Below are 15126 nucleotides of genomic sequence, written 5' to 3'. Positions count from 1 at the left end.
GGGCGCGACGACACGTCCCGCAAGGAGCGTGAGAATGATGCGAGCTATCACGGTGTCGGATCAGTCGGCGGGAGTCGGCGGAATGGAACTGGCCGAGATCGGCTATCCGCATGCCTCGGAGAACGACGTGATCGTTGAAGTGCGGGCGGCCGGGTTCACGCCCGGAGAGCTGAGCTGGCCGGCGACCTGGACGGACCGGGCCGGACGCGATCGGACTCCGACCGTCCCCGGGCACGAGGTCGCCGGAGTCGTGGTCGAGCTCGGCTACGGCACGACCGGACTCACGGTGGGCCAGCGCGTGTTCGGCCTCACCGACTGGACCCGCAACGGATCCCTCGCTGAGTATGTGTCGGTCGAAGCCCGCAATCTCACCCCGCTGCCGGCGAGCGTGGACTTCACCACCGCGGCCGCTCTCCCGATCTCGGGTCTCACCGCGTGGCAGGGCCTCTTCGACCATGGGCACCTCCAGATCGGTCAGACGGTGCTGATCCACGGGGTGGCCGGCGGCGTCGGATCCCTCGCCGCGCAGCTCGCTCGCGACGCGGGTGCTCGCGTGATCGGCACCGGCCGCGCGGCCGACCGCGAAACCGCAGTGCGTCTGGGGGCAGCTCGCTTCGTCGACCTCCAGAACGATTCATTGGATGCTGTCGGTCAGGTCGATCTGATCTTCGACGTGATCGGCGGCGACATCTACTCTCGGTCCGTCCCGCTGGTGCGACCCGGCGGCCGTATCGTCACCATCGCCGCGCCGCCGAGCCGGCAACCTGAGGATGGGCAAGCGATCTTCTTCGTCGTCGAGCCCGATCGCGCCACCCTGGCTGAGCTCGCCAGGCGCGTCGTTGCGGGCCGACTCGCTCCGATCGTCGGCTCGGTGCGTCCGCTCGACGAGGCACCCGCGGCTTTCGCGTCCACGACTCGGCTGGCAGGGAAGATCGTCATCGCGGTGGGCCGGCCCTCCTGACGGGTCGGGCGACGATCACTGCCGGGTGACGGACTCGCGGTCGACGGCATAGGTGAGCCGGGCCAGGCCGTCGCCGACAGCGCTCACTCCGGTGAGTCGAAGCGGCGTCGCGCCCGCAGACTCGTCGAAGAGGCGCTCGCCTGAGCCGAGCACGACCGGGAACACCGTCAGCCGCACCTCGTCGACCAGGTCGTGCTCCAGCAGGGTGCGGATGAGCTGACGGCTCCCGTAGACGATGATCTCGCCGGCCACGGTTCGTTTGAGTTCGGCGATCTGGCCGATGACGTCACCGCGCACGGGTACAAAGCTGGTCTCCGGATGCCCGCCATCGGGATGTGGCTGGCGTCGCGTCGGGCGATCGACCGCGGCCTCGTCGAACGCGGCCCCGAGCGCGCCGACGGGGTGCTCGAAGAGGCGGCCGCGGCGAAGGAAGGGACTCCCGCCATCCGGCTCATGGTGCGCTGGGTTGGATAGCCGTACACTCTGAGTGCGATAGTTGAACGAACAGTTCTATTATCGAACAGCGATTCACAGAGAAGTGAGGCCATTCGTGCAGTTCCATCATCGCGGTTACGTGTCCGGTGATCCGCGCATCCAGCCCCTCGCAGGTGTCGGCGTCGATCGCCCGGAGGAACTCCCCGACTTCGTCGACGTGCTCATCGTCGGCACCGGCCCGGCCGGTATGGTCACGGCGGCTCAGCTGTCCCAGTTTCCCAGCGTCACGACGCGCATCATCGATCGTCGCGACGGGAGGCTCGCGATCGGGCAGGCCGACGGCATCCAGGCCCGCAGCGTCGAGACCTTCCAGGCGTTCGGATTCGCGGAGCGGATCATCGCCGAGGCCTACCGGATCACAGAGATGAACTTCTGGAAGCCCGACCCGCAGAACCCGTCGCACATCATCCGCACGGCGCGAGCCGTCGACGACCCCTCCGGCGTGAGCGAGTTCCCGCACCTGCTCGTGAACCAGGCTCGCGTCCTCGACTACTTCGCCGAGTTCATGGCCCATTCATCGGCGCGGATGACGCCCGACTACGGGCTGGAATTCCAGGATCTCGAGATCGCCGACCAGGGCGAATACCCGGTCACCGTCACCCTCATGGAGACGGCGGGCGACACCATCGGGCGGGAACGCGTCGTACACGCGAAATACGTGGTCGGCGCGGACGGAGCCCGCAGCCGTGTGCGCGACGCGATCGGGTGCACCCTTGACGGCGACCAGGCGAACCATGCCTGGGGCGTCATGGATGTGCTGGCCGTCACCGACTTCCCCGACATTCGCACGAAATGCGCCATCCAGTCCGACGCGGGCGGCAACATCCTGCTCATCCCCCGCGAAGGCGGCTACCTGTTCCGGATGTACGTCGACCTCGGTGAGGTCGCGGAGCACGACCACGGCGCTGTTCGGCACACGACGATCGAGGAGACCGTCGCCAGGGCCAACGAGATCCTTCACCCGTACACGCTCGACGTCAAAGACGTCGCCTGGTACAGCGTCTACGAGGTCGGCCACCGCCTGACCGACCGCTTCGACGACGTCATCCCCGAACAGCTGGGTGTCCGCACCCCGCGCGTTTTCATCGCAGGAGACGCCTGCCACACGCACAGCGCCAAGGCCGGCCAGGGCATGAACGTGTCCATGCAGGACGGCTTCAACCTGGGCTGGAAGCTCGGCTACGTGCTCGACGGACGAAGCCCCGAGTCGCTGCTCAGCACCTACTCGGCCGAGCGGCAGGTGATCGCCAAGAATCTGATCGACTTCGACAAGGTGTGGTCAGCCATGATGGCGGCGAAGCCCGACGAGCTCGCAGACCCGACCGAGCTCGAGGACTTCTACACCCGGACGGCCGAGTTCCCTGCCGGCTTCATGACGGAGTACACGCGGTCGTCGATCGTCGGCGGCACCGAGCACCAGTCGCTGGCGACCGGATTCCCGGTGGGCAAACGGTTCAAGTCGGCGATCGTCCGGCGCGTCTGCGACAGCAACCCGGTGCACCTGGGCCACCTCGCCCAGGCCGACGGCCGGTGGCGTATCTACGTATTCGCCGACGGCGCGAAGGCCGGCGAAAGCTCGCCGACGGCTGACCTCGCGGACTGGCTCACGAGTTCCTCCGACTCCCCGATCCTTGCGTTCACGCCGGAGGGCTCGGACGCTGACAGCTGGTTCGACGTCAAAGTGATCTATCAGCAGGATCACACGGACACGGACCTCATGACCGTGCCTTCCGCGTTCAAGCCCCGGATGAGCCCGTTCGGGCTGGTGAACCTCGAGAACGCTTTCGGCGCGGACCGGGAGCAGGACATCTTCGACCTGCGCGGCATCGACCGCGCGGGCGCCATCGTGGTCGTGCGTCCGGACCAATACGTCGGCGCGGTCCTCCCACTGACCGCCACCGAGGAGCTGTCAGAGTTCTTCCGATCCAGCCTGAACCAGAGAGCAGCCGAATGACCGACGTGCAACAGCCGCACTCGCAGACGCTCTCACGCGGCCTGCGGGTGCTTGAAGTGCTCGCCGACTCGGCCGAACCGATGACGATCGCGGACCTCGCCGCCACTCTCGGCGTGCACAGGTCGATCGCCTACCGCATCCTCCGCACCCTCGAGGATCACGGCATGATCTCGCGGAACGCGGCAGGTGCGTTCGCACTCGCGCCGAAGATGGCCGCTCTCGCCCGCGGTGTCGAGCGTTCCCTCCAGGCCGCCGCCCTTCCCGAACTCACGACACTCGCGAACGAGCTCACGATGACCGCGTTCCTGGTGGTGCTCGACCACACCCAGTGCGTCACGCTGTCGAGCGTCGAACCCCGGGCGGGGACCGCAACGGTCGCCCAGCGACCGGGCACGCGCCACTCGCTTGCGCTCGGGGCGCCGGGGATCGCCATCCAGTCGCTGCTCACCGATCGGGAACTCGCGGAGCGCGGCGTCACCCGCCGACCGCTTGATCATGGCGGTTTCGCCACGAGCCATGACGAGGTGATCCCGGGCCTGCGTTCGGTCGCCGTACCGCTTTCCGCCCACGGCAGTCCCCCTGCAGCCCTTGCGGCGGTCTACGTGTCCAGCGACCGGGACGCCTCCGAGATCGCGACGCTGCTGCTGACCGCGTCGCGGTCGATCGGTGGCCGGTTGGGGTAGTAACTTCCACCCGCACCGCCCGACTATCTGGCCTGCCAGCTACTCAACCGATCGCGGTGGGTGCCATGCCCAACATGTATGTTGGGCGTCAGGTAGAGGTATGGCAAACCTCCGATCGTCAAGGCGCGCGAACCTGAACCAGACGCAGGAGCGCACCGAGTTTCTGATCAATACGCTCGGGAGCGGGGCCGTCCTTGCCGGCCTGTTAGGTGTGAACCGAAGCCAGCCGACGCAGTGGCGCAAGGGGGCAGAATCGCCGAGTCCAGAGGTCGGACGTGGTCTGCTCGATCTTGACTACGTCGTTGCTCGAGCTTCGATGCTGTGGCAGACGGACAGCGTGGTCGCCTGGCTTCAGGGGCAGAACGCGTTCCTGGAAGGCGCCCGGCCGATCGACGTGCTGCGAACTCGAGGATCTCACGACGTGGTCGACGCCCTCGATGCTGAACTGGCGGGCGCGTACGCGTAGCGATGCAACTGTTCCGGGTCTTTGCTCACCACCAGTCCGCCCGCCCAGATAGTCCCGGTCACCCCGGTTACCTCCACCGTCGGCAGGGGTCCGGTCGATGGGATAACGCCCAGACGTACGGCGCCCGGTACCTTTCGCGTTCCGCGATGGGCGCGGTCGGTGAGTCCTTCGGCAATCACGGCAGATGGTTGCCATCAATGTTCGAGACCCCCTACCTGCCCGGCGGGCGGCGGGCCTTGGCCGTGTTCGAGGTCCCGGACGATCTGCCGGTCTTGGATCTCGATGACCCCGCCGAGCTCATACGCCGGCAGGTTCGGCCGTCACAGATCGTGAAGCAGAACACGGGGTTCACTCAGCCGTTCGCGCTTCGCGTCTTCCATGAGCAGGACGGCGACGGAAGCCAACGCTGGGCGGGCCTGTCCTGGTGGTCGTTCCATCGGCCGGACTGGACGAACGTCATGTTGTGGGAAACCGAGGAGATTCGGCCACCGCTGGCCTTACTGAGAATCGAACCGCTGGACTTATCCCACTCGGCAGTGGTCGATAGTGCAAATGAACTCGTGCGCCCGATCGACTACTAGTCGGATTGTATACGATCTGTGATATCGTTCCTGCTAACGAGACGAGGTTGTCATGGGTCAGTCGCTGCCGATCCGCCCCGGAAAGATCATCGGGGTCCACATCAACTACCCTTCGCGGGCGGCCCAGCGCGGTCGCGTTCCCGCGTACCCCGGCTACTTCTTCAAGCCCGCGACCTCCGTCTCGGCCAGTGGGACTCCGATCGAACGGCCCGCCGGGACCGAGCTCCTCGCCTTCGAGGGTGAGATCGCCCTCGTCATCGGCACCGCGGCGCGCCGCGTCGATCCGGCCGACGCGTGGACGTACGTCTCCGGCGTGACGGCATCGAACGACTTCGGTGTCTACGATCTTCGCCTCGCGGACAAGGGATCCAATGTCCGGTCGAAGGGGGGCGACGGCTTCACCCCGCTCGGCCCCGAAGTGATCAGTGCCGCGCTGATCGATCCGACGAATCTGCGCATCCGAACGTGGGTGAACGGTGCGATCGTGCAGGAGGACACCACGGCGCAGCTGCTGTTCCCTTTCGCCCAGCTCGTCGCCGACCTGTCGCAACAGCTGACGCTCGAGCCGGGCGACGTCATCCTCACCGGGACACCCGCCGGGGCATCCGTCGTCCGCCCCGGCGACGTGGTCGAGGTCGAAGTCGATGCCCCCGAAGCCGCCGGCAGGCCGACCACCGGGCGACTGGTCACGCCGGTCGTCGAAGGAACGACGCCCATCCCGTCGTACAGCGCGCCGCCCGCGATCACCGACGAACAGCGGGCGGATGCCTGGGGTTCCGCCGAGGCTGCAGGCCTCGCGCCCGCGTTCACGCTGACCGCTGAGCTCAAGGCGAAGATCAACAGCGTCGGCACCGCGACGCTCAGTGCTCAGCTGCGCAAGCACGGCTACAACGCCGTGACCATCGACGGGCTGACCTCGACCCGGCCCGACGCACGACTCGTCGGCCGCGCCCGCACGCTGCGATACATCGCCTTCCGCGAAGACCTCTTCGCGGCTCACGGCGGCGGATACAACGCGCAGAAGCGCTCATTCGACGCGGTCGGCCCCGACGACGTGATCGTCATCGAAGCCCGCGGCGAGCGCGGAACCGGAACGGTCGGCGATATTCTCGCGCTCCGTGCTCAGGTGCGCGGCGCTGCCGGGATCGTCACGGATGGCGGCGTGCGCGACCTCGCGGCCGTCACTGCCCTGGCCATCCCCACCTACCACGCCGGACCGCACCCGGCAGTGCTCGGACGACGCCACGTGCCGTGGGACACCGACCTCACCATCACCTGCGGCGGCGCCGCCGTGCAGCCGGGCGACGTCATCGTCGGCGACGCCGATGGGGTCCTCGTCATCCCGCCTTTCCTGGTCGAGGAGATCGTCGACGACGCCATCGAGCAGGAACTCGAAGAGACGTTCATCGCCGAACGGGTCGCAGACGGCGAGAAGATCGACGGCCTCTACCCGATGAATGCGCAGTGGAAGGCGAGGTTCGCACAATGGCGAGCGAAACTGTGACGCAGAGCAAAGCGCAACTCGCCTACCGCTGGATCAAGGAGCGCATCTCCGACGGCACGTACACACCGGGCTACCGGCTCGTGCTCGGCCAGATCGCCAAGGCCCTCGATGTGAGCGTGGTGCCGGTGCGGGAGGCGATCCGGATGCTCGAGTCCGAAGGTCTCGTCACGTTCGAGCACAATGTGGGCGCGCAGGTCGCCATGCACGACGAGACCGAGTACCTCTACACGATGCAGACGCTGAGCCTGGTCGAGGGGGCGGCGACCGCCTTGTCGGCGCCGCACATCACCGCAGGCGACATCGCACGAGCCAGGGCGATCAACGCGCAGATGATCGAGTGTCTCGAGCACTTCGACCCGCACCGGTTCACCGAACTCAACCTCGAATTCCACGCGGTGCTGTTCGAGAACTGCCCGAATCCGCACATCCTCGATCTGGTGCACCGCGGCTGGGGCCGGCTGACCGTCCTGCGGGATTCGACCTTCAGCTTCGTGCCGGGTCGCGCCCAGGAGTCGGTGATCGAGCACGAGCAGATCCTGGCCCTGCTCGAGCAGCACGCCGCCTCGCTCGATATCGAACTCGCGGCACGGGCACACCGCACCAGAACACTCGACGCGTTCCTCGCTTATCAGGAAAGAAGACACCAGTGAAATACCGCAGCGACCCGTCCCTGATCCGCGGCTCGATCGTGCCACTGATGACGCCGTTCACCGCTGACGGTGCGGTCGACCACGCCGGGCTGGCCAACCTCGTCGAGTGGCAGCTCGCCCAGGGCACCCATGGCGTGTCCATCGGCGGCTCCACCGGTGAGCCGAGCGCCCAGACGATCCCCGAGCGGATCGCCGCGATCCAGACGGTCGCGAAAGCCATCGACGACCGGGTCCCGTTCATGCCCGGCACGGGCACCGAGAAGCTGGACGAGACGCTCGAACTCACCTCGGCCGCCCGTGACGCCGGCATCGATGCCGCGCTGATCATCACGCCGTACTACGCACGGCCGACGCAGGAGGCGCTGTACGTCTGGTACCGCACGGTCGCCGAGGAGTTCCCCGACCTGCCGATCGTGGCGTACAACGTGCCGAGCCGCACGGCGGTCGACATCGCACCCGAGACGGTCGCCCGCCTCTACCGCGATCTCGACAACTTCGTCGGCGTGAAAGAGACCACGAAGGACTTCGAGCACTTCTCGCGGGTGCTGCAGCTCTGCGGGCCCGACCTGCTGGTGTGGAGCGGCATCGAACTGCTGTGTCTTCCCCTGCTCGCCCTGGGCGGGGTCGGCTTCCTGAGCGCGACGTCCAACATCGCCCCGCGCGCACACGCCGACCTGTTCGAGGCGTGGAACTCCGGCGACATCGAGCGGGCCCGCGAACTGCACTACGGTCTGCACCCGCTCGTCGACCTTCTTTTCGTCGAGACCAACCCCGCCCCGGGCAAGTGGGTGCTCGAACAGCGCGGGCTGATCGAGTCCGGTTTCGTACGGCCGCCGCTGATCACGCCGACCCCCGGCGGTCTCACGAAGATCCGCGAATACCTGAAGGCGGGCGAACGATACCTGTCTCCCGTCGACGGCTTCACGGTGAAAGGACACTGACATGGCGCACTACGTTCCCGAGGGCCTGCCCGAGAAGATCCAGCACTTCATCGGGGGTGAGTTCGTCGACAGCGTCGGCGGGCAGACCTTCGACGTGCTCGACCCCGTGTCCAACGAGGTCTACGTGACGGCGGCGGCCGGGCAGAAAGCCGACATCGACCTCGCGGTCGCGGCAGCCACGAAAGCCTTCAAGGAGGGTCCGTGGCCGCGACTCGCACCGCGTGCCCGTGCGCGCATCCTGAACAGGATCGCGGATGCCGTGGAGGCCCAGGATGCCAGGCTGGCCGAACTCGAGACCTTCGACACGGGTCTTCCGATCACCCAGGCACTCGGGCAGGCGCAACGCGTCGCAGAGAACTTCCGCTTCTTCGCCGACCTGATCGTGGCGCAGGCAGACGACACCTACCGGGTGCCCGGCGTGCAGATGAACTACGTCAACCGCAAGCCGATCGGCGTCGCCGGCCTGATCACGCCCTGGAACACCCCCTTCATGCTGGAGAGCTGGAAGCTCGCTCCCGCCCTCGCCTCGGGCTGCACCGTGGTGCTGAAGCCTGCCGAGTTCACCCCGTTGTCGGCCAGCCTGTGGGCCGGGATCTTCCGCGAGGCCGGGTTGCCCGACGGCGTCTTCAACCTGGTGAACGGGCTCGGCGAGGAGGCGGGCGACGCGCTCGTCAAGCATCCCGGTGTCCCCCTGATCTCCTTCACCGGTGAGACGACGACCGGGCAGACCATCTTCCGCAACTCCGCGGAGAACCTCAAAGGCCTCTCCATGGAGCTCGGCGGAAAGTCCCCCGCCGTCGTCTTCGCCGACGCCGACCTCGACGCGGCCATCGATTCGACACTGTTCGGAGTCTTCTCGCTCAACGGCGAGCGGTGCACCGCCGGCTCGCGCATCCTCGTCGAACGCTCCATCTACGACGAATTCCTCGAACGCTACGCCGCACGCGCCAGGAGGATCGTGGTCGGTGACCCGCACGACCCGGCGACAGAGGTCGGCGCGCTCGTGCATCCAGAGCACTACGCCAAGGTGATGAGCTACGTCGAGCTCGGCAAATCCGAGGGACGGCTTCTCGCCGGTGGCGGCCGACCGGAGGGCCTGCCCGACGGCAACTACGTCGCGCCGACGGTGTTCGCCGACGTAAAACCGGATGCGCGGATCTTCCAGGAGGAGATCTTCGGCCCGGTCGTGGCCATCAGCCCGTTCGACACCGACGAGGAAGCCCTCGCGCTGGCCAACGGCGTGAAATACGGGCTCGCCGCCTACCTGTGGACCTCCGACCTGACCCGGGCGCACACCTTCGCCCACGCGACCGAGGCCGGCATGGTCTGGCTGAACTCGCACAACGTGCGCGATCTGCGCACCCCGTTCGGCGGAGTCAAGGCGTCCGGTCTCGGGCACGAAGGCGGCTACCGTTCGATCGACTTCTACACCGATTCGCAGGCCGTGCACATCACGCTCGGCGACGTCCACACGGCCCGGTTCGGGTCCAAGTAAGAGGAAACACCATGACTTCACTCACCCCGCCCGACGTCATCCGCTGCGCGTACGCGGAGCTCATCGTGACCGACCTCGCGAAGTCCCGCGCGTTCTATGTCGGCGTGCTCGGCCTCGTCGTGACCTACGAGGATGCCGACGCCATCTACCTGCGCGCGTTCGAGGAGTATCTGCATCACTCGCTCGTGCTCCGCCGCGGTCCTGTGGCCGCGCTCGCGGCGCTCGCCTACCGGGTGCGCTCGCAGGCCGAGGTGGAGACGGCGTTCGAGTACTACACCGACCTCGGCGTGCGGGTGGAGCGGCGCGAGGCCGGGGCGACACGTGGCATCGGGGCGGCGGTGCGCATCGAAGACCCGCTCGGCTTCCCGATCGAATTCTTCTACGAAGCCGACCATGTCGAACGGCTGACCCAGCGCTACGACCTGCAGGGCGCCGGGGCCATCGCGAGACTCGACCACTTCAACATCGTCACGCCTGACGTTCCTGCGGCGATGGAGTACTACAGCGGCCTGGGCTTCAAGGTTTCCGAGGACATCGAAGACGACCAGCAGACCGTCTTCGCCGCCTGGATGTACCGCAAGGCGACCGTGCACGACATCGCCCTGACCGGTGGCGACGGCCCGCGGATGCACCACATCGCGTTCTCGACGCACGAGCGCAGCCAGATCCTGCACCTCTGCGATCACCTCGGAGCCCTGCGCGAATCGGACAAGATCGAGCGCGGGCCGGGCAGGCACGGCGTCTCCAACGCGTTCTACCTCTACCTGCTCGATCCCGACGGCCACCGCATCGAGATCTACACGCACGACTACTACACCGGCGACCCCGACAATCCCGTCGTGAAATGGGACGTGCACGACAACCAGCGCCGCGACTGGTGGGGAACCCCCGTCGTTCCGAGCTGGTACGCCAACGCGTCGACCGTGCTCGACCTCGACGGCACGCCGCGCGAGATCCGTGAGCGCACCGAGACCAAGGAAGCCGATGTCACGATCGGCGCCGACGGATTCTCATTCACCCGCAAAGACGAGGGCTTCAAGATCGGGTCCCAGGTCTAGCCGGTCGGTTAGTGTCGATTGAATGGAGTCACAACCGCCGATCCGTCATACCGTCGTCTTCCGTCTGCGCCACGCGGCAGGATCCGCGGAGGAGTCCGACTTCATCCGCACGGCCTCCGTCGTGCTGCCCGGTATTCCCGGGGTTCAGGAGTTCGCGGTCAGCCGGCAGGTGAGTCCGAAGAGCACGGCCGCGTTCCAGTTCGCGATGACGTTCGCAAGCCAGGCCGACTACGACGCGTACAACGCGCATCCGGACCATCGGCAGTTCGTCGCCACGCGGTGGGACTACGAAGTGGATTCGTTCCAGGAATACGACTTCGTCGGCTACTGAGCGGGGCGGGGTCGGCGGCCCGAGAGGCCCTCGACCGCGTCTTCGATCCTGATCGCTTCCGTCTCGACGTCTTCCATGTACAGCGTTCCCTCGACGATCAGGTCGTTCCGAACCCGGAACAGAGCGACGCCGCGCGCTTCGAAGGGCTGACCATCGGTTCGCGTCCCGCGCCAGGCCCATTCGCACCAGATCGTGTCGCCGTCCCGCACCGTGCGGGTGACCTCGTTGTGGAAGTCCGGGATGCCGGCGAACATCGCCTCCCAGTTGGCCCGGACCTGGGCGGCTCCCACGAACGCTCGCGCCGGGTGTGCGGGCTGCACGCTGCGGTAGTCGGCGTCGAAGAGCGCGATCATCGCATCCAGATCATGCGCGTTGGTCGCCTCGAGGAGCTTGTCGAAGACGTCAGTCATGTCATTCCCCCTCCGCATCGGTCCCCGGCCCGGGCGCGAGGCCGCGCTCGATGACATCGAGGACGAGTTCCGGCTTCACTCCCGGGAGACGCCGCATGTGGATGGCGCCGGAGAGCAGTGCATGGAGCGAAGGCACGTCGATGTCGCCGCGGACCGCGCGCACATCCTGCGCCCGGGTGAGAAGTACCTGAAGTTCGGACGAAAGCCGCGCACCCGCCGTCGCCACCGCAGGGCCGGGTCGCTCTCCTGCGAGAGCCTCGGTGAGCGCCAGGTTGCCGCCCGCCGATTCGACGAGTTCAACGAGCAGGACAAAGAACTCGCTGCCCGGGTCTGAAGCGCCGGACGCGACCCTCACCCGGTCGGCCATCTCGGTGAGGCGCGTCTCGATGACAGCCGACACCAGTGCGTCCTTCGTGGGGAAATGGCGGTGAACGGTGCCCGCGCCCACGCCGGCGGCCGCAGCGATCGAGTCGAGTGGAACATCCACCCCTTCGCGTTCGAACGCCGTGCGTGCCTCGTCGAGGATACGCGTTCGGTTGCGGACGGCGTCTGCGCGTGGTGCTCGCTCGCTCATCTGACCTCCCTCTTGACAAACCGGGGCGCTGGCCCCGTATATTAACCGGGGCGACAGACCCGTTTATATCTTAGGAGAACTCATGACGATCGTCATCACTGGAGGAAACGGAGAGTTCGGTCGCGGAGTGATCGACGCACTCCTCGCAAGGGACGACTCCGCGTTCATCGGGACGACGGTTCGCGACGTCGAGAAGGCCGCGGAGTTGCGCAACCGCGGTGTGCAGGTCCGCGCAGGATCCTTCGACGAACCGGAGAAGCTGCCCGCGGCCTTCGACGGCGCAACCACGGTCCTGATCAATGCGACCTTCTTCGGCGCTACCCCACAGCTTCGAGGTCAGCGCGTCGCGGCGGCGATCACTGCGGCGAACGAAGCGGGCGCCGAACGCGTCGTCCTGACGAGCTGGCCCGATCTCGAACACACGAAGCTCGGCCTGATCCAGGACTACGCGACATCCGAGGAGCTGCTGAAGTCGACGGCACCGGACTGGACGATCCTCCGATTCGGCTATGGACTGGCGGATGCGGTGGCGCGCGACGTCACGTGGGCGATCCGGGACGGCGAGCTGGTCGCCCCCGCCGCCGGGGCGCGCTCAGCCCCAGCGTCCGTGGCCGACCTCGCCGAGGCATCCGCTGCCGCCGTCCTTGCCGACTCACTGTCCGGCTCAACGCTCGAGCTCACAGGTCCGCGGTCGCTCGATTGGGAGGATCTCGCCGAGTTGGCTAGCCGGCTGAGCGAACGCACGATCCCCTTCCGCGAGGTCGACGACGACGAATATCGCACCTGGCTCGCGGCTTCAGGCATCCCGTCAGCGTTCAGCGACGGACTGATCGACCTGTACGCCGAATTCCGCAGCGGGTGGGCGGCACGGCCCACGACGACCCTGGGCGAGTTACTGGGTCGAACTCCGACCGACGGCCTCGAAGCCGTTCGCCAGCGGGTTTGAACTGTTGTCGAACCGGCACCAGGGGAGCTCGGCGGCCCTGCTGTCACCTCGCAGCGGCCACGAACGCCTTCGCATAGGCCCACTGGGATGCGGACATACCGGTGCACATGTACGCGGCGATTCCGCCCGTGCACGGCTGATCGCGGGTGGTCTCCCACCAGCCGAGGCTTGCGATCCGGTTCGCCTTCGCCCACGCTGCGACGGTCGTCGCGTTCGCGAGGGTGAAGGTCTCGCCGGCCGTGTCCTGAACGCCGATGAGCGGTGTCACGCCGACGAGGGCGAGACGCTGTGCGGGAGTCAGCGCGGCGTATGCGGGGAGCGTGCCCAGCTGGTTCGCTGTCGCCTGGATGGCCGAGACGGCGGCAGCGCCCATGTCTTTCGTTCCGATGCCGTAGTCCATCGCCATGATGTCGATCGCGGCCAGCTTCACGCCCGCGGCCTGGAACTCGGTGATGGTGCGGAGCGCGCTGGCGAGCAGCCCCGTCGGCATGACGGGGAGGGTGAGGGTCACCTGCAGCGGATGGCCGGCGGCCGCGCGCTGTGCCTGCAAGGTCGCGACGGCGACCGCGCGACGCTTGTTCGACGTCGAGTCGGACACGTCGGCACCCTCGATGTCGAAGTCGATCCGGTCGAGGTTGAAGCGGGTCACGACCTTCGTGTACGCGGCGAGGACCTTGGCCGGATCGGTGCAGACCCGGGCGATCTCGTCGTTGACGGACCCGCCGAACGAGGCGATCATCCGACCGCCTTTCGCCTGGAACACACTGACCGTTCCGACGAAGTCTTGGGAGCCGCCGATGGCGTACGCGGTATAACCGGCCCAGGTCGGGCTGCAGGCACTGGTCCGGTCGGCGACGATGAAGGATGCGGTGAGTGCGTTCGTTCCGGTCTGCGCTGCGACCAAAGCCAGGTCTGCGGTCGGCCAGATGCCCATGTCCACGTAGGGGGCGACGAGGAGCGCGCCGGCGATGGGTGGCGTGATGACGACCGGAGGGTCTGTGGGGGTCTGCGTGGGGGTCGGTGTCGGGGTCGGGGTCGGCGTGGACGTCGTCGGCGTTCCGTTGTTCACCGTGCAGGTGACGGGCGTCGGCGGGTTCACGACCGCACACGCTGTCGGGAAGAGGGGGTTCCCCGCGACCTTGTTCGAGGTGAGGCCGAACGTCGCGGTGCCGCCTGCGGCGAGCGCCTGTGCGTACGACGGGGCCTTCACGCCGAACCCGCCGGCGACGACCGCCGAGGTTCCGTCCCACAGACTGTTGACGACATTGCCGTAGGTGAACCGGATCTCCCACGGGGAGATCGGAGACGTCGACGTGTTCGTCAGCCGCACGGACGATTGGAAGCCTGCGGCCCACTCCGAGGTGTTCGTCCAGGTGACGGCCACGGAACCGCGGCCCGGAAGCGTGACGGGCGCAGTCGGCGTCGGCGTCGGTGTGGGGGTCGGCGTCGCGGTGGAGGTCTTAGGAGGCGTCGGCGTCGCGGTCGGCGCGGGCTGGGTCGGTGACGTCGTGACCGCCGCTGACAGCACGCCGTTGACGGCGCACGCGATCGGCGCGGCCCCCGTCGGCAGGATGACGGTGCACCCGGTCGGGATGAGCGCGGCGCCGGCCAGCTTCGTTCCCACCAGGCCGAAGGCAGCCTTTCCCCCGGCGGCGATGTTCGCCGCGTACGCCGGGGCCTTCGCGATGAAACCGCCGGCGGTCGGCGTCTGCGTCGCGTCCCAGATACTCGACACGGTGTTGGCGTAGGTGAACCGGACCTGCCAGCCGGTGAGCTGCCCGGCCGACTTGTTCTCGATCGTGACCGCCGCTTGCACGCCGGTGGTCCATTCGGAGGTGTTCGTCCAGGTGACATCGACCGTGCCGGTCGCAGCCATCGCCGGGAGGGCGAGCATCGTGCCGATTCCGAAGATCGCGGCTGTGAGCGCGCTGACGGCGACGGCCAACGGTTTCAGCCAGGGGGATGCATCATTTCTCATCGCGAAACCGGTGTCCTTCTGTGTGGGTTACGTGCCGTCTCAAGACCCGCCCCACCTGCGACTCCGATGCGGTCACTCCAAAGCTGTGTGCGGCCATCA

General features: G+C 67.3%; 17 protein-coding genes. 13 read left to right on the top strand and 4 right to left on the bottom strand.

What is annotated here, in order from left to right:
• The first annotated feature begins 34 nt into the window (after positions 1–34).
• Positions 35–961, top strand: coding sequence for an NADP-dependent oxidoreductase (locus AAYO93_RS19175; protein WP_345762785.1), 927 nt, complete (start codon positions 35–37; stop codon positions 959–961).
• A 15-nt stretch (positions 962–976) separates the two neighbouring features.
• Here AAYO93_RS19175 and AAYO93_RS19170 read toward each other — a convergent pair whose 3' ends face one another.
• Entirely contained in the window at positions 977–1258 is a 282-nt protein-coding gene (locus AAYO93_RS19170; protein ID WP_345762784.1) for a dihydrofolate reductase family protein, read from the bottom strand.
• A gap of 21 nt (positions 1259–1279) precedes the next feature.
• On the opposite strand from AAYO93_RS19170, the gene AAYO93_RS19165 reads away from it, so the two are divergent.
• The 11 genes from AAYO93_RS19165 to AAYO93_RS19115 all read left to right on the top strand — a co-directional run bounded on the left by AAYO93_RS19165 (position 1280) and on the right by AAYO93_RS19115 (position 11119).
• The gene (locus AAYO93_RS19165) at positions 1280–1435 is read left to right on the top strand and encodes a hypothetical protein (protein WP_345762783.1); all 156 of its coding nucleotides are present in this window, start codon (positions 1280–1282) and stop codon (positions 1433–1435) included.
• A 76-nt stretch (positions 1436–1511) separates the two neighbouring features.
• Entirely contained in the window at positions 1512–3410 is a 1899-nt protein-coding gene (locus tag AAYO93_RS19160) for an FAD-binding monooxygenase (RefSeq protein ID WP_345762782.1), read from the top strand.
• Positions 3407–4093 carry an IclR family transcriptional regulator gene (locus AAYO93_RS19155; protein WP_345762781.1) on the top strand — a complete coding sequence of 229 codons (687 nt, stop codon included), beginning with the start codon at positions 3407–3409 and terminating at the stop codon, positions 4091–4093. The genes AAYO93_RS19160 and AAYO93_RS19155 overlap by 4 nt, the downstream gene beginning before the upstream one ends.
• 100 nt (positions 4094–4193) lie before the next feature.
• Positions 4194–4559, top strand: a complete 366-nt coding sequence (locus AAYO93_RS19150) for an antitoxin Xre/MbcA/ParS toxin-binding domain-containing protein (RefSeq protein ID WP_345762780.1) — start codon at positions 4194–4196, stop codon at positions 4557–4559.
• A gap of 2 nt (positions 4560–4561) precedes the next feature.
• Positions 4562–5140: an RES family NAD+ phosphorylase gene (locus tag AAYO93_RS19145; RefSeq protein ID WP_345762779.1), complete on the top strand. Its 579-nt coding sequence runs from the start codon at positions 4562–4564 to the stop codon at positions 5138–5140.
• A 52-nt stretch (positions 5141–5192) separates the two neighbouring features.
• Complete coding sequence (locus AAYO93_RS19140; RefSeq protein WP_345762778.1) at positions 5193–6644, top strand: fumarylacetoacetate hydrolase family protein; 1452 nt, start codon at positions 5193–5195, stop codon at positions 6642–6644.
• Positions 6626–7294 (top strand): GntR family transcriptional regulator, encoded by a 669-nt coding sequence (locus tag AAYO93_RS19135; RefSeq protein WP_345762777.1) that lies wholly within the window; start codon positions 6626–6628, stop codon positions 7292–7294. Before AAYO93_RS19140 ends, AAYO93_RS19135 begins: the two co-directional genes overlap by 19 nt.
• Positions 7291–8235: a 4-hydroxy-tetrahydrodipicolinate synthase gene (gene dapA, locus AAYO93_RS19130; protein ID WP_345762776.1), complete on the top strand. Its 945-nt coding sequence runs from the start codon at positions 7291–7293 to the stop codon at positions 8233–8235. Before AAYO93_RS19135 ends, dapA begins: the two co-directional genes overlap by 4 nt.
• Before the next feature lies 1 nt (position 8236).
• Positions 8237–9730, top strand: coding sequence for a 5-carboxymethyl-2-hydroxymuconate semialdehyde dehydrogenase (hpaE, locus tag AAYO93_RS19125; protein ID WP_345762775.1), 1494 nt, complete (start codon positions 8237–8239; stop codon positions 9728–9730).
• A gap of 11 nt (positions 9731–9741) precedes the next feature.
• On the top strand, positions 9742–10788 hold the full coding sequence (gene hpaD, locus AAYO93_RS19120; protein WP_345762774.1) for a 3,4-dihydroxyphenylacetate 2,3-dioxygenase: 1047 nt from the start codon (positions 9742–9744) through the stop codon (positions 10786–10788).
• Between the two features lie 22 nt (positions 10789–10810).
• Complete coding sequence (locus AAYO93_RS19115) at positions 10811–11119, top strand: Dabb family protein (protein ID WP_345762773.1); 309 nt, start codon at positions 10811–10813, stop codon at positions 11117–11119.
• On the opposite strand, the gene AAYO93_RS19110 is transcribed toward AAYO93_RS19115, so the two are convergent.
• A complete protein-coding gene (locus tag AAYO93_RS19110; protein ID WP_345762772.1) occupies positions 11113–11529 on the bottom strand; it encodes a nuclear transport factor 2 family protein in 417 nt (138 codons plus the stop codon). The two genes, AAYO93_RS19115 and AAYO93_RS19110, sit on opposite strands and share 7 nt — an antisense overlap.
• A gap of 1 nt (position 11530) precedes the next feature.
• Positions 11531–12103, bottom strand: coding sequence for a TetR/AcrR family transcriptional regulator (locus AAYO93_RS19105; RefSeq protein WP_345762771.1), 573 nt, complete (start codon positions 12101–12103; stop codon positions 11531–11533).
• A gap of 82 nt (positions 12104–12185) precedes the next feature.
• Between AAYO93_RS19105 and AAYO93_RS19100 the strand changes: the two genes are divergently transcribed.
• Complete coding sequence (locus AAYO93_RS19100; RefSeq protein ID WP_345762770.1) at positions 12186–13049, top strand: NAD(P)H-binding protein; 864 nt, start codon at positions 12186–12188, stop codon at positions 13047–13049.
• A 43-nt stretch (positions 13050–13092) separates the two neighbouring features.
• Here the strand turns inward: AAYO93_RS19100 and AAYO93_RS19095 are convergent, their stop codons facing one another.
• Positions 13093–15027: a cellulose binding domain-containing protein gene (locus tag AAYO93_RS19095; protein WP_345762769.1), complete on the bottom strand. Its 1935-nt coding sequence runs from the start codon at positions 15025–15027 to the stop codon at positions 13093–13095.
• Positions 15028–15126 lie beyond the last annotated feature (99 nt).

The sequence above is a fragment of the Diaminobutyricibacter sp. McL0608 genome, from assembly GCF_039613825.1.
In the GTDB taxonomy this organism is placed as follows: Bacteria; Actinomycetota; Actinomycetes; order Actinomycetales; family Microbacteriaceae; genus Diaminobutyricibacter.
This window is presented reverse-complemented; position numbering and strand designations above follow the sequence as displayed.

What these genes read in the sequence shown, in the direction of transcription:
- hpaD (WP_345762774.1), top strand. Translation starts at nt 9,742, where the DNA reads ATGACTTCACTCACCCCGCCCGACGTCATCCGCTGCGCGTACGCGGAG.
- AAYO93_RS19110 (WP_345762772.1), bottom strand. Translation starts at nt 11,529, where the DNA reads ATGACTGACGTCTTCGACAAGCTCCTCGAGGCGACCAACGCGCATGAT.
- AAYO93_RS19140 (WP_345762778.1), top strand. Translation starts at nt 5,193, where the DNA reads ATGGGTCAGTCGCTGCCGATCCGCCCCGGAAAGATCATCGGGGTCCAC.
- AAYO93_RS19100 (WP_345762770.1), top strand. Translation starts at nt 12,186, where the DNA reads ATGACGATCGTCATCACTGGAGGAAACGGAGAGTTCGGTCGCGGAGTG.
- AAYO93_RS19115 (WP_345762773.1), top strand. Translation starts at nt 10,811, where the DNA reads ATGGAGTCACAACCGCCGATCCGTCATACCGTCGTCTTCCGTCTGCGC.
- AAYO93_RS19165 (WP_345762783.1), top strand. Translation starts at nt 1,280, where the DNA reads ATGCCCGCCATCGGGATGTGGCTGGCGTCGCGTCGGGCGATCGACCGC.
- AAYO93_RS19105 (WP_345762771.1), bottom strand. Translation starts at nt 12,103, where the DNA reads ATGAGCGAGCGAGCACCACGCGCAGACGCCGTCCGCAACCGAACGCGT.
- hpaE (WP_345762775.1), top strand. Translation starts at nt 8,237, where the DNA reads ATGGCGCACTACGTTCCCGAGGGCCTGCCCGAGAAGATCCAGCACTTC.
- AAYO93_RS19145 (WP_345762779.1), top strand. Translation starts at nt 4,562, where the DNA reads ATGCAACTGTTCCGGGTCTTTGCTCACCACCAGTCCGCCCGCCCAGAT.
- AAYO93_RS19155 (WP_345762781.1), top strand. Translation starts at nt 3,407, where the DNA reads ATGACCGACGTGCAACAGCCGCACTCGCAGACGCTCTCACGCGGCCTG.
- AAYO93_RS19135 (WP_345762777.1), top strand. Translation starts at nt 6,626, where the DNA reads ATGGCGAGCGAAACTGTGACGCAGAGCAAAGCGCAACTCGCCTACCGC.
- AAYO93_RS19150 (WP_345762780.1), top strand. Translation starts at nt 4,194, where the DNA reads ATGGCAAACCTCCGATCGTCAAGGCGCGCGAACCTGAACCAGACGCAG.
- AAYO93_RS19095 (WP_345762769.1), bottom strand. Translation starts at nt 15,027, where the DNA reads ATGAGAAATGATGCATCCCCCTGGCTGAAACCGTTGGCCGTCGCCGTC.
- AAYO93_RS19175 (WP_345762785.1), top strand. Translation starts at nt 35, where the DNA reads ATGATGCGAGCTATCACGGTGTCGGATCAGTCGGCGGGAGTCGGCGGA.